Origin of the sequence: Peribacillus psychrosaccharolyticus ATCC 23296 (genome assembly GCF_000305495.1) — a bacterium.
Lineage (GTDB): Bacteria > Bacillota > Bacilli > Bacillales > DSM-1321 > Peribacillus > Peribacillus psychrosaccharolyticus.
On record NZ_AJTN02000207.1, the window covers coordinates 1 to 14994 of the forward strand.

Consider the following 14994-nt stretch of genomic DNA (forward strand, 5'->3'; position numbering starts at 1 on the left):
AAAGTTAATTTTTTACCGCCATCAGATAAATTTGAACTTGCAGGTGTCACTGACGTTCCATCTACACTTAGACCAAGTGATCCACCAGGTGTTGCTGTAACTGCTTCTGAAAAAGTTATTACTAACTTAGGAGCTTGTTGTGTAACTTCATTAACTCCACCAGTTAAAGTAATATCAGCTCCTATTAAACCAGTAGCTAAAGTTGTTGTAGCAGTTGCAGGAGTTGCAGTAGATACGAAGCTAGCTTTTAATTGGGCTTGTGTTACTCCATCAATTGCAGTTATTACTTCTCCAATTGTAGATTTGACCGAACCATCAATTAAATTATTAGCAGCATCTACTGTTAATACTTTAGTTGTCGTATCATATGAAGCTTTGATTGCATCATTTGTTTTATCTGTATCTGTTATTTTTACTTTAACATCATTGAATGCAACACCATTATTTGGTGCAGTTACAGTAAATGTATCAGTAGCACTAACAGTATGATTTCCTTTAGCCTTTACTCCTGTAACACCCGTAACACCTTCAGTATATTCAGATTGCGCTGTAACCTTAGTCGCAAGGATACTAGACACAGCTGTTGTAAAAGCAGTATCTAATTGAGTTTGTGTATATCCAGTGCCTGGACGTTTATCTAAAACTTCTTTAGCAACAAGAAGTCGATCAGATGTTGAAAGAGGAGCTAGTTTTGCCGCATACGTTGGATTAGCTAATAGAGCTTCTACAGCAACATCATCCTTTGTTGCAGCATTGATGCGATCAAGTGTAGATGCTTGACCAATAAATTGTATTGTAGCAGCTTTAACTGGTAAAATTCCATTTGCACCTGATACATTTACACTAACAGTGCCTGGTGAACTTGCATTAACTTTAATTATCGCTTTACCATTTGCATCTGCTTTTGTTGAATAAGTTTTAGTATTTCCAAGATTTTGTCTTTCCTGTAAAATAGTTCCATCTGCATTTTTAACTACTACTACATTGCCAAATGTAGAAGTGACATCGAATGTTACATCATATTCAGTGCTTGCAGCATATGGGAAACCATTTTGATCTAAAGATTGGTAAGTAATTGTTGCATCTGTGTCTGCATTTGTGCTTGTAATTGCTGCTCCAGCATCGTTTGTAACAGAAAGTACTGCATTTTTAACGTTAGCAGCCGTGAAGTAAGTTACTTCAGCAACAGTTTGAACATCTGCTTTGTCGAGTGAAACAGTAGTACCAGAAGTATTTAAGAATACAGTTGGTTTTACGAATGTATCAGTTCCTGAACCAGCTACTCGGAAAGTGACTTTACCATCTTTCCCTACTACTAGTGCTTTTTCATCGCCTGCACCCACTGTTGTGAAGTTACTTTGTCCAGTTGAGAATAGAACACTACCTTTAATATTACCCGGTTCAAAAGCAACATATGCTTTTGTTCCTTCAGGAGCTAATTTACCATCTTTATCTGTTACAGTAACTGTATAGGTACGACCACCAATTGAAGTTGCATTGTATGCTAATGAAGCATTTGATTTAATTGGAGCAGCGTTAGTTACACCTTCAGCTACTACCTTAAGACCAAGTACGTTAACTAATGAGAACTTAACAGTTGGTGCAACTGCTTGTAAATCCGCAGAAGAATATTCAGTAGTAGTACTAATGTTACTTGGTAAATATACGATAGGTGTTGCAGATAAACTAGCACCGTAAATTGTGAATGTACCTTCTCCATCTTTATCAGTTGTAACAGTAGCTACTTTATGACCTCCAGTAGTAGTTTCGTAAGGAGTTATAAAGTCACGCGTTGCTGCATCAAACACTTTAATATCTGTAATTTTATCTGGAGTTACATCTAGATTTTCTTTGATAGCAATATAATAAGTAGAGTTAGCTTTACCAGTTACCTTATATGACTTTTTAGTATCATTAGCCAAGTCATTACCTGCAGTAATTTCTTGAACTGCTAGAGATTTTGTGAAATATACAGTTGCTGTTGAGTACACTGAACGATTACCAGTTGCGTATACAATTACATTGTCGTCGACTGCACTGTAACGAGTGTAAGAGTAAGTAACTTGACCGTTTACATCAGTATATACTTCATCAGTAAGTGCTCCATTTAAACCACCAGATACTGATGCTGGAACGTTTACAGTTACAGGAATACCAGCTTTAGATTGGCCTTCTGGAACGGTTACTGTAGCTTTAACTGTTACTTCTTTACCAATTGTTCCTTGAATAGAAGGTGTAGTCACTTTAATAGCTGTTGGAATGACTGCAGATACACCTTTGAATGTTCCAACTTTAATTGCACCAGATTTAATTGTATATTCTTTAGCGCCTTCTTGAGTAGAAGTTGTTAGAACAACTGTTTTGCTGTCTGTTTGTTTTACAACAGCACTAGAGATTGTTAAGCCTTCGATCGAGTATTTAAGTGCATTAACATTTTCAACTGCTTTTTTGTATGTTACTTCAACAGTTGTAGCGTTAAGTGCAGTGATTGAACTTACTTCATCAGTTATGCCTGCTTTTGCATTGTTTTTGTATGCAGCGTCAAGCAGGTTTTTCACTAGTGGAGTATTGCGTTTGTCTCCAGTAGCTAATTTATCAACTGTTGGTTTTGTAGCAGCAATAATTGAAAGAGCTCTTTCTAGATTTGTTACGGTCAGGTTGCCGTTTTCAATCTCTTTGTACGCATTGTATACTTTTAGCTCATCTGCAACTGTTGCAGCTTTTGCCAGTGCTGGTACGTGGTATTTAGCAACTAGAACTTTACGTGTGCTTGGTCCGTAAACCGCTTTGACAGCTTTTTCGAATGTAGCAGCAGTTTTTACTAGTGCAGCTTCTGCAGCTTTTACGTCTTTCGCTTTGCCTGAAGCAACTGCTTTATCTAGTGTTTTCTTAGCTGCGTTAAGGTTAACGTCAATTGCTTTCACATAACCTTGAGCGCGAGTAAGTAAGTATTTTTTAGCATTTAATTTCTTAGTGAATGCTGCTTTTTGGCTCTTCGTTCCGCCATCTTTAGCAATTGCTGCTACAGCTGCATCGTATGCTGCTTCTGCATTTGTAGTCAATTGACGAATTTTAGCAGTAGCTGGAATCTTGCCTTCAAGACCTGGTTTATGATAGCCATCATAAGCAGCAGCCATTTTAGAAATTGCTGTGTTTACCACTGTGTTCACGTTAGTTGTTTTAACTGCAGCTTGTGCTGGTGCAACGGCTACGAAGCCTGAGGCCGCGATTGCTGAAGCTGTTGCGATTTTAATTGCTTTCTTTTTGTTCATTGAGTAATAGTTCCTCCTTCGAATATCTAAAAGTAGTGCATCAGATCAACACGCTTCTCAAAAAACGTGAATTCCGATGGCTTACAAAACTAACAACCTTTGTACCACGTACAACCAAACTCTACAAAACTATGTAGATATGACTGTCTTACTCTAGTGCTAAATACATACAAATAATGATTTCGTATAAATTACCAAATCATTACTGTAAATCAATAATAATACATTAATTCGTTAATTTCCAGTTTTTTATTCAAAATTTTCCCTTTTTATTAAATAAATATTACCAATTCGTTCTATAAAACGATTAAAATGTTCTCATTTATTACATTTATTTAATTTATTTGTTATTTTATAATAATAGGTTTAAGTAGGTTAATAGTATTAGATTCCTTCCTGGTACGTTTTATCCAGTTTTTACCTAGTAGCTTTATTATGCAAAAACACCTTTTACTCAAGATATCAATATGCATGGAATAAATGTGAACGTTTCCCTATAACGACAGTAATTATTTATTTGTCGAAATATTCTGATATTTATTTATAAAAAAGACACCAGCTTCTTCGCTGATGTCTTCCTTCTATTATAATAGTTATTCCTTAAAGTACTTTTTCCAAACTGGTTTCATCTTATCTACTACAAAGTGGCTGCCGCCTCTTCCTTTGACGTCTTCCATCATCCAAGACATCAGTAATTGGGGATTCTCGGTATTGACTCCGACGAACCAGCCGTTTTCAGTTCCGTTGCTGCCTTTGTTTAGTTTGGTTTCGGCTGTTCCTGTTTTCCCAGCAATCGCAACCTCAAGGTCATCGAGTGTATGACCTGATCCTTTCGGGTGCTGAACGACCTGTTCTAGCATGGTTAACATGCTCGCTGCTTGCTTTTCAGAAACCACATTTTTCTTCCATACTTGGCTTTTCTTTTCCCCATCCAATAAAACAGGTGAAATCATATTTCCTTGGTTCACATAGGTTGAATAGGTAAGTGCTAAGTGAAGCGTACTCATTTGAATCTGGCCTTGGCCATACCCGCTGTCAGCTAAACGACCTTCACTGCTGATTGTACCGATCCCAGACTTAGTAATTGGGTAGTCATAGGGAATCGTTTCTTCGAAGCCAAAATCCTTCAGCCCTTTTGTAAACTTAGCTGTACCCAGATTTAATGCTTTTTGAGCAAAGTAAATATTATCTGAATAGATCATTCCGTCCGTCATATTGATATCCTTGCCAGGTGTCGCCACACGAGTAATGGAATGATCTTTCCAATTTGATTTTTTCCATGAAGTTCCTGAAATCTTGATTGCTTGCTTTGGATCCACGCCATTTTTCATTGCGATTGATCCTGTCAATGCTTTAATCGTCGAACCTGGAGCGTAAACAGAGCTAAAGCGATTAAGCAATGGCTTGTCTGGATTTTCTTCCCATGCCTTCTGCGTACTGTTTGAAATACCTAGAATGTATTGATTGGGATCAAATGATGGACTGCTCATCAGCGCCAAGGTCTCGCCCGTTATCGGATTGATGGCGGCCGCTGATCCATTTTCATTTTTATACTGTTGATAAATCTGCTTCTGCAGCTCCGCATCGATGGTTAAGGTAATCGTCTCACCTTCAGCTGCCGGCTGATCGGCAATTACTTTTTCTTCACCATTGCTGGCTGCAATATACACTTTCGCTCCCGCTTTTCCCTTAAGCCGGTCTTCAAGAAGCTGTTCAAGTCCCCGCTTGCCGATTTCATCTTGTGCGGTGTAGCCTTTATCTTTATTTGCTTTTAAATCTTCAGCAGATACGTCGCCGATATAGCCAATTAGGTGGGCAGCGACTTCTTTATATGGATAGACGCGGTCCTGGACTTCGTTAACCGTTACTGATTGAATCGCTGCAACTTTTTCTTTCACTGCCGTATCTTCCAAAGACAGTTTTTTGATTGGTACTAAATAGTTAGGCTGTACCCATGATTGATTTAATTTATTTTCGATTTCATCTTTTGACATTTTTAACGCGCTCGACAGTTGAGAGAGAATACCCGCTTCATTTCCTGCCATTTCCTCCGGAACGATTCCGACTTCATATACACTGCCGTTCATCGCCAATCCACGCTCATTCCGATCGACAATTTCACCGCGGATGGCTGGATAGGTTTTTACCGATACCTTTTCTCCTTCCTCAAGCTCAGGAAAGATGTAACTTGGATCCCATTTAACATACCAATTGGTTTCATCTTCTCGTTCTTCTTTAACAAGTGTGGCTTTATGATCAAAGTTAATGTCTCCCGCAACCGAATTCATGCTTACGGAAAATGGCAGCGCGACTTTTTTCTTATCTTTATGGTCCTGCTCTTCTGTCGGCTGTTTATACGTTACCTTTACTTGCTTGGCCTCAATGCCTTTGTAAATTTTTTCATAACGCTCGGCAAATTCAGCTTTTGACATATTCTTTTTTGTATCTTTGGATAAGTACGTATACATTTCAGTGAATTTTTGTTCATTCCATAGCTTCGTGTAAGCGGCTAACCGTTCTTCTGGCTGGGGTTCTTTATCAAAACAGCCAGTTAGAAGTAACATAATCGCTGCAGCCAGTATCGGAGCAAAAAGGTGTTTCTTCATATTTACCTCCCTGTTACTAATGATGTCTTCCTTCTATAGTATCAAATTATTAGAAAAAAAAGTGAATTAGTGGCGACAAAACGACAAAAACCTGCCCCATAAGTATGGGACAGGTTACTAATTAATATATTCTTTTTCGTCTACTATGTCTTTCTTTCAGCCAGCTCCGGACAAACACGAATCCAAGCGAGAGTGACACCGCCACACCTGAAATCGTTACGAACAGAGCGACAAACTCGTAAATACTAAATTGACTCATCTTCGACCAAGGAATATCCCCCTTCAGCTGATCCGTAACCAAGTTCATTCCAAAGATCCCGGATATAGTGGAGTAAATCGTCAGAATCTCGAGTAAGTAACTACTCCGCTTACCAGATAACTTATCTTGATTTTGGTATAAGTCTGATAGTGTTTCTTTTACATCTCGGTAGAGGTCTTCTATTTTAAAGTTTTTCCTAATTAATTCAAAAAGCTCCTGCCCCGTTGAGGTACTGTTGATTTGCGGGAAGTAATACTTCGCTGAGAACTCGGTAATCATGACAATCAGCAGTTCGGTATCGGATTGATCTTTTTCGATATTAATCTGCGAATTTTCATGTGTGAGTTCGAGCAAGACAATTTTGTAATAATAAAACAGCAGCAAGGAGTAAAAATGTTCTCCATACATTTGACCTGCCAATTGCTGCTCGAGCTCATCACGTACTTTGGTCACACAGATAAATGCATCATCACCGACAATATAGTACGTCTCATCTCCCCAGCGATCGTACACGTTTTCCTGACAATACCGTTTGATATAATCTGGATTTTTCGCCCCGATAAAGGGCAGCCCCTCACTATCATACCCATTCATGCCGACCGCTCGATATAAATCAATTTCTCTTATGTTACTATCCTCTTCCAATACAATATGGCCAATCACGTACATTCGTTCATCCACGAAGAATGGGAGACTCCCAAAATACGTTTCATGACTGCTCTCGGATTCTATATAATCTTTCAGAACGGTTAAAAGTTCATTAAAAATGAATTTTTTCACATTGGTGTACGGTGCACTATCATCGGAACAAAAAATCTTCGTGCTCTCCTCATCCTGAGCAATCGGCTCAAGAACGCGAAAGATATCACCAAATGCCAAAACAGCTGAATAATCCATTCCTTTTGGCAGCGTAACTCGAATGTTCATAAGCCCAATGTGAAAAGGACAGATAAAGATATCGAATGAATCGATGGTAAAGTCCGTGGTGAGAAAGGTTGAGGAAAGTGTAAACTTTTGATTGATTTTTTTTGTGAAGCGTCGAAGTCCTTCTCTTTTTTTATACGTTGCGGGAAACACAATAGGTTCTATATTCGGCATAAAATACTTTTCCATTGAACGGTGGGAAACAGAATCACTTCCGTAAAATCGGTTTTCCTGTTCCATATTTTCTAAATCAAAAAACACAAAGCCCTTTTCAAGCAATTTCTCTGCAAAGCCTTCAATTTTTTCTTCTTGGAGTAAAAACGGAAAGACAAACTGGAGGTTCGCTTTACGTGTGGTGAGATCCTGAGCCATTTCTGGATTCCCTTTTTCTATTTCAGCCATGTTCTCAACCTTCACCTCTTCCTAATTCTATATATCATCAATTTACCCTGACATGATGAATTCAAACGAAGGAAAAAATCCCATAAAAAAATCCCGCAGCTAAGAGCTGCGGGCCACCAGAATGTTCTTTTTTCCGAAAAACATTCTCCATTCGGGTACTAGATTACTTGAAAAAAGCCAGATATCTGGAATCGTTTTGTTTTCACAAAACAACTTCCAATAAAGCAAATATGTAACGTTCTGATTGGAAACCACCAATCAGGGTAGTTCTATTTAACCATACCTCTTTCCTATTGGGAAACAAGCGAATACGCCGATATACGACAGGTATTAGGTAAAAGGAATGATTATCCTCCCTTTATTCGTTGTTTTTCAACAAAAATATAACTTTAGGCATATTTTTCTTATATAGAGGTTTCAGACCTCTGCCGAAAGGGTAAAAGAAATTATTATGCAGGAACAAGAAAACAGCAAAGGAGAACATCGATGAATATTGAAATGTTAAAATTGCGATCTCAGAATAAAAGCCAAGTGAAGCTTACTGCTTTATCAGAAAAGTCCACTACCGACCGAGAAAATATGAAGCAATTTGTAAAGACAAGAAAAAGTTCAAAAAAGTAACACTCATGGTCTGATAATCAGAAGCCGTGAGTGTTTTTTTATGCTTAATAGACCAGATTATACTGATTGATGCATTTTTTAATTCCTATGATGTTTAAAAAGTGCTGAATTTTTCTCATTGAGGATTCATGGTATTCTTCCATAATCGAAAATTCCCGTAAGTAGGCGATTTTTTCTTTCTGTTCACCATGGATTGCATAAATCTCTTCTTCTCCCGATTCTTCACAGGTGTAAATAATAGCTTCCCCAATTTTCTTCGACTCCCTGACAAAGGAAAATGAAAAGACAATGGCGCATTCATCATCAAAAAACGAGGGATTGACCTTCATATTAATATCAAGCATTATTGTAACACCTCTCTCCCATTTATTATTTTTAGTATAACAAATAATGAATTTTTATGTATCCTTGTTCAAGTTCTTTTTCTAGGTAGATATCGCCATTTTCTGCTCTAACACTCACCTTTTCAGTACATAATATAACTCTAGGCATACTCTTGGAAGAATATATAAACAAAAAAATGAATAACAAAAAACACACCCTTCCATCGAAAGGTGCGTTTTTTAAAGGTTAATTTATCGATTAATGTACCCCTGGTAATTCGTGAACACCTGGCAGCTCATGTACGCCTGGTAATTCATGAACACCTGGTAACTCTGATGTCTGTGCTCCGCCGACAATGACTGCACCGGCTACTAGAAGAAAAGCTACCATAAAACCTGCGAATTTCTTTTTCATAGGTAATTCCTCCTTTTTCTTCAAAAAATATTGGATTTAATAGAAATAAATTCTATAGTTATATTTAACCACACTATTAAAAGGGTTGAAATCCGGATAAACCATGCTAAAAAGTATCTATCTGCAGGATATGAATGGTTTACCTTCGTTTTTATATATAATTATAACTCTAGGAATATTTAAGGGGAGTTAATATGGACTTTTCAGCTGTAGGAAAGAAAATAAAAGAACTTCGAAAACAAATTAAACTCTCGCAGGGTGAACTTGCAGAAGGAATTTGTACACAAGCGCAAATTAGCAAAATTGAAAAAGGGGATGTTTACCCCTATGCCTCGACCCTTTATTTAATTTCTCAACGGCTCGGGGTTGATGTGAACTACTTCTTTGATATTGGGATGACTCCAAGACTCGATTATGTCGAAGAGGTCATCTATCAGTTAAAACTTGCACGGCGCAATATGAACTATACCGAAATGTATCAGCTTGTACGAACCGAGGAGAATAACCCATTGTTTACGCAGCATACAAAGAATCATCAATTGCTGCTTTGGCATAAAGGAATCTATCAGTACGAGGTAAAGGGAGATGTGGGAAAAGCTGTTTCCTTAATAGAAGAAGGTCTCGCTCTCACCCAAATTAATGACAAGATGTATTCTGAAAGAGAAATTGAAATGACGAGCAGTATGGGTGTGATTTACTTAGCGGATCGACAATATGAAAAATCCTATGCCACTTTTCAAGACGCTTTGCTTCATATAAAGTCTCTTCCACATGTTAGTGATAAAACGGTCAAGACAAGGCTTTATTATAATTTTGCCCGTTTGCTGACTCGTATGAATCAATATGATGAGTCGATTGCCTATTGTCAAAGGGCAATAAAATGGTGCCTTGAGCAGGATCAGCTCTACTTGCTGGCTGAACTGCATTATCAGTTAGGCTATAATCTTGAATTGCAGGAAAACTATACAGAAGCCTGTACCAACATGAAAAATTCTATTTTCCTGTTTGAACTGCAAAAGGATGACCGTTTCCCTGCTTTTATAAGAAAAAAGCTGGATTCCTGGATTGAAGAAAAGAAAATTGAAGATGACTTGACTATCGTGCATCTTAATCGATAAAACGGCTTATAGAATGGGGAAACCCATTTTATAGGCCTTTTCTGTTTTCCTGATTATAAAGAATTTACACCTGAATAATTCATGTCTCACGCCCATTTCCCTTTTCCCTTCAAAAACGTTGGGCAAATGAAGTATAATAGAGAGATGGGAAATGGAGAAAGTTCCATATTTTCATGGAAATCTTCATTATGAAATACGTGCGAGATTGTTTCTTATAGATAAGAACGATTTAACTTTCTACGGTTTCTTTGTTAAAACCTGTAAAATTCGGCATCATAAGTTGAAGACTTCGAATAAAATGGTTACTTTTTAACGATAACTGAAATAGGAAGAAAATTATTTGCTATTCTCGTTTGGGAATTTTATATATACGTTTTTTAGATTCTGGGGACTGACCCTTTGGAGGTGCTTTTATGAAGGATGAGTTGGTGTTTTTTGGTGAACTGTTAGATGAGGCACTTGAGCCGTCAAGCCGTGAGGACCAAGCAATTGTCCGGACTGGTCATTCACTGTATGGGCAGGAGATGGCGGACGTTACCGTAGAGAATGAGGCATTCATTGAAGGCCGCGTTCAAGATCTTACTCCACATGAAGTGGAGCTGGATCTTAATGTTCTTCATCACAGTAAATGTTCGTGCGGTGCCGACTTAATCTGCAGCCATCGCATTGCTCTCTTTTTCGAAAGCTTTTCTTCCTATGGCAGCGTCAGCGACTGGATTTCTAATTGGAACGGCAAGAAGAAGCAAGCGCCGTTTATTCCAGCTGGTATCCCGATTAAAACAGCCAGTCAAGTTTTTAAAGAAAAAGCACTTCTTGAAAATGATTATTACATGTGGAAAGACTTTGCTGAGACTTCCTTTTCTGAAATCGTGGTTAATCAATTGCAGCCTCAGCCGTATATTATGGAAGGTCACATGCGTCAATACATGAAGCTATTAAAATCAAAGGAACCCTTTGACCGGAATTGGCGTGTTTTTTATCAATTTGCTACCGACCTGTCTACGCTTTTCTCTATTCTAAAACTGTTGAGTGAGTATAAATCAGATCCTCAATCGGTCCGGATGTTTTATCCGCTTGCTGTTGATATTGCCGAAGAACTTCACGGGAATGTTCTCTATTTAAGTAACCAAGCCCGGCCATTTTCCTTTGATTCCCTTATTGAAGGACTCACAGAAGATACAAGACGCCTTCTGGATGGCGATGATGGCATTGAATATGAAAAAGTGGAGTTATACCGTGAGCTTTGGACATATATGCTGACGACTTCGTCCAGCCGGAAAGCTGAATTTGACCGTCTAGAAGCCAAATTAACTCAGAATGATTTAGACGAAAGTGAGAAGCGTTCTTATACGATTGCCTCTATTCATCTAGCCTTGCTGGATAATCGTGATTCGACCGCAGTTGATATGTTGAAGAGTTTAGGAACAAGCGATTGTCCTTATCTTTTTTACTGGCTTGATTATTTTACTGACGCAGATACGCCTGCACGCTCCATCCCTTTCATTGAGTTTTTAATCGCTCATGTTCAGGGATATTTAAAGAGTGCCGGCGACTATTATAAATGTACTGATTTTGTCCGTACCTTCACACGCCCTATTGCGTCCACCTGTTCGAAACTGAAGCGTAATGACTTACTCGAGAAGTTCTTCAAAGAAACGCTTCCCTACAGCTACTGGAATTATTCCACCCTGCTGTTTGAACTTGGGCAGTATAAGAAATGGGTTGAGATGCAGATCTATTCTGGTGTCACCATTGATACAGTCGGGCAGGATAAGCTGAAACTAATTGCAGCAAGTGACCCTGCACTGCTTTTACCACTTTATCACCAAGCCGTTCAATATACGGTCAGTATGAAAAACCGGCCGTCTTATAAGCAGGCTGTCCGTTACTTAAAGAAAATGAAGGCACTTTATAAAAAAATGAAGCAAGAAGAGCAATTCCAACAGTATGTCAGCTATATTTCTGACAACACGAAGCGGCTTCGGGCCTTCCAAGAGGAATTGCAAAGGGGGAAGTTAATTGATGTGGAATAACGGAAAAGTCACGGTCAAGACGGCTTCTCTTGGCAATGGACAATACACCATTGCCGCGATGGACGAACAAAATGCCTATATTTCCTCTCAGACAATCCGCCGGCTGTTGTTCACCTGGGATGATGCAAGCTATTATGGAACCCGTTTGACAGAAGAAACCATTGATGATATTCCGGTATTCATTGTCGATGCTTGGGGTCTGCTTAATTTCTTTGCAAAGGAAAGCTTTAATTCATTTATTGATTGGGAATGGACAGAATTATCCTCTCTTTGTCTTTCTGCTGCGCCTGTTTTATATGAGTCAATTGACGAAGGGATTCCGTTTCCTGACTTTGCCAGTCTTCAACAGCATCAGATCGCATGGTCACTCCCGCAGGAGGTTGAGGAAGAATTCGTCCCTGATTTTTGGAAAGAGAGCATACAGCCTGATCTTTTTATGGAGCAAGAGGAATCAAAGCAAACATTTATTGAACGTTGGTACAATGATGCTGCGAATACGTATCTTACCAAGTATTCTCCTGTTCGTACCAAGTGGACTGAGGCAGTAAGTGCTCTTCAGGAAACACGGCTCTCAGCGGAAGAGCTCCAAGCCTTCTTCACACCAGAAACATGGCAGCAATGGCTCGGGATTGAAAGCGACACGATGCCTTTCGTTATTGGTCTGCGGTTAACGGAGCCGTTAGATGGTCAGGGACCTTGGGACTTCTCAGTTTTTCTGCGTTCTAAAAAGGATGATTCGATGACAGCGGATTATCCATCTAAACGTCTTCCTCGCGGCTGGAACAAGTTCGCCAAAGATGTGGATAAGAAAATCAAATCGTGGTTAAAAATTGTCCCCTGGATGGACAACGCCGGCCAGTTTAAGGCTACATTGACGGAAAATGAAGCATGGGAGTTTCTAACAGAGTCCAGTGAAAAACTATTGTTCCTCGGAGCTGAAATTCTTTTACCTTCTTGGTGGAAAGCCCTTCAAGAATCACAGATTCGATTAAAAGCTAAAGTGAAAAGTCAAACGAGCCGAGGCCCTTCTTATGTAGGTCTTCAAGCGCTTATGGACTTCGACTGGCGTTTCTCGATTAACGGGGAGGACTTATCGGAAGATGACTTCCAAAACCTCGTGAATGAAAAGCGCCGATTAATCTACATCCGTGGTCAATGGGTGAAGCTTGATCCTGCGTTCATTAAACAAATTCAAGTCTTAATGGAAACGGCCAATGAAAAAGGATTAGCGCTTAACGATTTGCTGCAGCAGGAGTTATTAACCGACACCGATGATGGGGATGAAGAAGATATTGCGGGAATGATGCGGATTCAATTCGAGTTAAATCAAGATTTGGCACGAATGGTCAGCACCCTTCGCGAAACCAAGAACCTCCCTATTCTTCCGGTCCCAGATGCCCTTCAGGGTGAACTTAGACCGTATCAAACCATTGGAATGAGCTGGCTGTTATTTCTTCGTGAGCATGGATTTGGTGCTTGTCTGGCCGATGACATGGGTCTTGGTAAAACCGTACAAATGATTTCATATCTTCAATATGTGAAAGAACATGAAGAATCTGTAACGTTTGTCGAGGCGGATACGGAGGAAAAACAAGAGGAATCTGCACATCAGGTAATTGTCGAAGCAGATGTTGAAAGCAGTGATATCGAGGACGATACCGACGAACAGGAAGAGGTACTCATTGAAGAACCTGCCGTAATGATTCCCGTTAATACCGCCTTGATTGTTTGTCCGACATCGGTTCTTGGCAACTGGCAGCGCGAACTTGAACGGTTTGCACCTGAATTGAAGGTCCATCTTCATTATGGCTCCAACCGCTCTAAGGGACCTGCCTTCACACAAAAAATGCAGCAATACGATGTGGTTTTGACCTCATTCGGCATCACCCATCAAGATATCGATGAACTCAGTACTCTTTATTGGAGCAGTATTATCCTGGATGAAGCGCAGAATATCAAAAACTCACAGACTAAGCAATCGCGTGCTGTTCGTAAGCTGAAGGGACGCCATCATATTGCCCTTACCGGTACACCGATGGAAAATCGCCTTAGCGAACTTTGGGCTATTTTTGATTTTATTAATAAAGGATATCTCGGTTCATTAAAACAGTTCCAAGATAAATATGTTTCCCTGATCGAACGTGAAGAACAAAAAGATAAAATCAAGGAATTGCAGCGCTTAATTCAGCCGTTCTTACTAAGACGGACGAAGAAGGATAAAGATGTGGCACTTAACCTTCCAGATAAACAAGAGCAGAAAGAGTTTGTGCCGTTAACCGCGGAACAAGCTTCACTGTATGAGCAGCTGATTAAAGATACCTTCGATAATATTGAGAAGCTGTCCGCTTTCGAACGTAAAGGGATGATTCTAGCGATGCTGACGAAACTGAAGCAGCTATGCAACCACCCCGCGTTGTATCTCAAGGAAGAAGCTGAAACCGATATTGTCCAGAAGGCGAAGCGTTCCGGTAAGCTCGAAAAACTAACCGAAATCACTGATGCCGTGCAGGAACAAAATGAAAGCTGTCTCATTTTCACCCAGTATATTGGGATGGGTAATATGATGAAAGAGCTGCTTGAAAAGCGCTATGGTCATAAGGTTCCCTTCTTAAATGGCAGTAATAATAAAAAACAACGTGATGAGATGATCGAACGCTTCCAAAACGGCGAATTCCCGATCTTTATTCTGTCCCTTAAAGCAGGCGGAACGGGTCTTAACCTTACCGAAGCCAACCATGTTATCCATTACGACCGCTGGTGGAACCCAGCTGTTGAAAACCAAGCCACCGACCGTGCCTACCGCATTGGTCAACAACGCTTTGTCCACGTGCATAAACTAATTTGCACTGGAACACTGGAAGAAAAAATCGATAAAATGCTTGATAAAAAACAAGCACTTAACGATGAAATCATTTCAAGCAGCAGCGATAACTGGATCACCGAACTATCTACTGAGGAAATCAAAGATTTGGTTTCACTAAATTAACAAAAATAACTAACGCCGCAAAGGTCTGAATCCTT

8 protein-coding genes are annotated in these 14994 nt (G+C 39.5%); 3 read left to right on the plus strand and 5 right to left on the minus strand.

Annotated features, from left to right (window positions below; genetic code table 11):
- From WYK_RS14470 to WYK_RS24960, 5 genes are all read right to left on the minus strand, one after another.
- Positions 1 to 3272: hypothetical protein (locus tag WYK_RS14470; RefSeq protein ID WP_040375189.1), on the minus strand; the 3272-nt coding region annotated here is incomplete at its 3' end.
- A gap of 593 nt (positions 3273 to 3865) precedes the next feature.
- Positions 3866 to 5878, minus strand: a complete 2013-nt coding sequence (locus WYK_RS14475; RefSeq protein WP_040375190.1) for a penicillin-binding transpeptidase domain-containing protein — start codon at positions 5876 to 5878, stop codon at positions 3866 to 3868.
- 121 nt (positions 5879 to 5999) lie between these two features.
- Positions 6000 to 7463: a hypothetical protein gene (locus WYK_RS14480; RefSeq protein WP_051387538.1), complete on the minus strand. Its 1464-nt coding sequence runs from the start codon at positions 7461 to 7463 to the stop codon at positions 6000 to 6002.
- 665 nt (positions 7464 to 8128) lie between these two features.
- A complete protein-coding gene (locus WYK_RS14485) occupies positions 8129 to 8428 on the minus strand; it encodes a hypothetical protein (protein WP_040375191.1) in 300 nt (99 codons plus the stop codon).
- A gap of 238 nt (positions 8429 to 8666) precedes the next feature.
- Positions 8667 to 8822 carry a hypothetical protein gene (locus WYK_RS24960; RefSeq protein ID WP_161629139.1) on the minus strand — a complete coding sequence of 52 codons (156 nt, stop codon included), beginning with the start codon at positions 8820 to 8822 and terminating at the stop codon, positions 8667 to 8669.
- Positions 8823 to 9016: 194 nt separating this feature from the next.
- On the opposite strand from WYK_RS24960, the gene WYK_RS14490 reads away from it, so the two are divergent.
- The 3 genes from WYK_RS14490 (at position 9017) to WYK_RS14500 (ending at position 14959) form a co-directional block, all read left to right on the plus strand.
- Positions 9017 to 9940 (plus strand): helix-turn-helix domain-containing protein, encoded by a 924-nt coding sequence (locus WYK_RS14490; protein ID WP_040375192.1) that lies wholly within the window; start codon positions 9017 to 9019, stop codon positions 9938 to 9940.
- A 413-nt stretch (positions 9941 to 10353) separates the two neighbouring features.
- Positions 10354 to 11973 (plus strand): hypothetical protein, encoded by a 1620-nt coding sequence (locus WYK_RS14495; RefSeq protein ID WP_040375193.1) that lies wholly within the window; start codon positions 10354 to 10356, stop codon positions 11971 to 11973.
- The gene (locus WYK_RS14500) at positions 11963 to 14959 is read left to right on the plus strand and encodes a DEAD/DEAH box helicase (RefSeq protein ID WP_040375194.1); all 2997 of its coding nucleotides are present in this window, start codon (positions 11963 to 11965) and stop codon (positions 14957 to 14959) included. Before WYK_RS14495 ends, WYK_RS14500 begins: the two co-directional genes overlap by 11 nt.
- The last annotated feature ends 35 nt before the right edge of the window (positions 14960 to 14994 follow it).

Bases quoted from the DNA above. Each gene is read 5' to 3' on its own strand.
- WYK_RS14500 (WP_040375194.1), top strand. From the start codon at position 11,963: ATGTGGAATAACGGAAAAGTCACGGTCAAGACGGCTTCTCTTGGCAAT.
- WYK_RS14495 (WP_040375193.1), top strand. From the start codon at position 10,354: ATGAAGGATGAGTTGGTGTTTTTTGGTGAACTGTTAGATGAGGCACTT.
- WYK_RS24960 (WP_161629139.1), bottom strand. From the start codon at position 8,822: ATGAAAAAGAAATTCGCAGGTTTTATGGTAGCTTTTCTTCTAGTAGCC.
- WYK_RS14480 (WP_051387538.1), bottom strand. From the start codon at position 7,463: ATGGCTGAAATAGAAAAAGGGAATCCAGAAATGGCTCAGGATCTCACC.
- WYK_RS14490 (WP_040375192.1), top strand. From the start codon at position 9,017: ATGGACTTTTCAGCTGTAGGAAAGAAAATAAAAGAACTTCGAAAACAA.
- WYK_RS14485 (WP_040375191.1), bottom strand. From the start codon at position 8,428: ATGCTTGATATTAATATGAAGGTCAATCCCTCGTTTTTTGATGATGAA.
- WYK_RS14475 (WP_040375190.1), bottom strand. From the start codon at position 5,878: ATGAAGAAACACCTTTTTGCTCCGATACTGGCTGCAGCGATTATGTTA.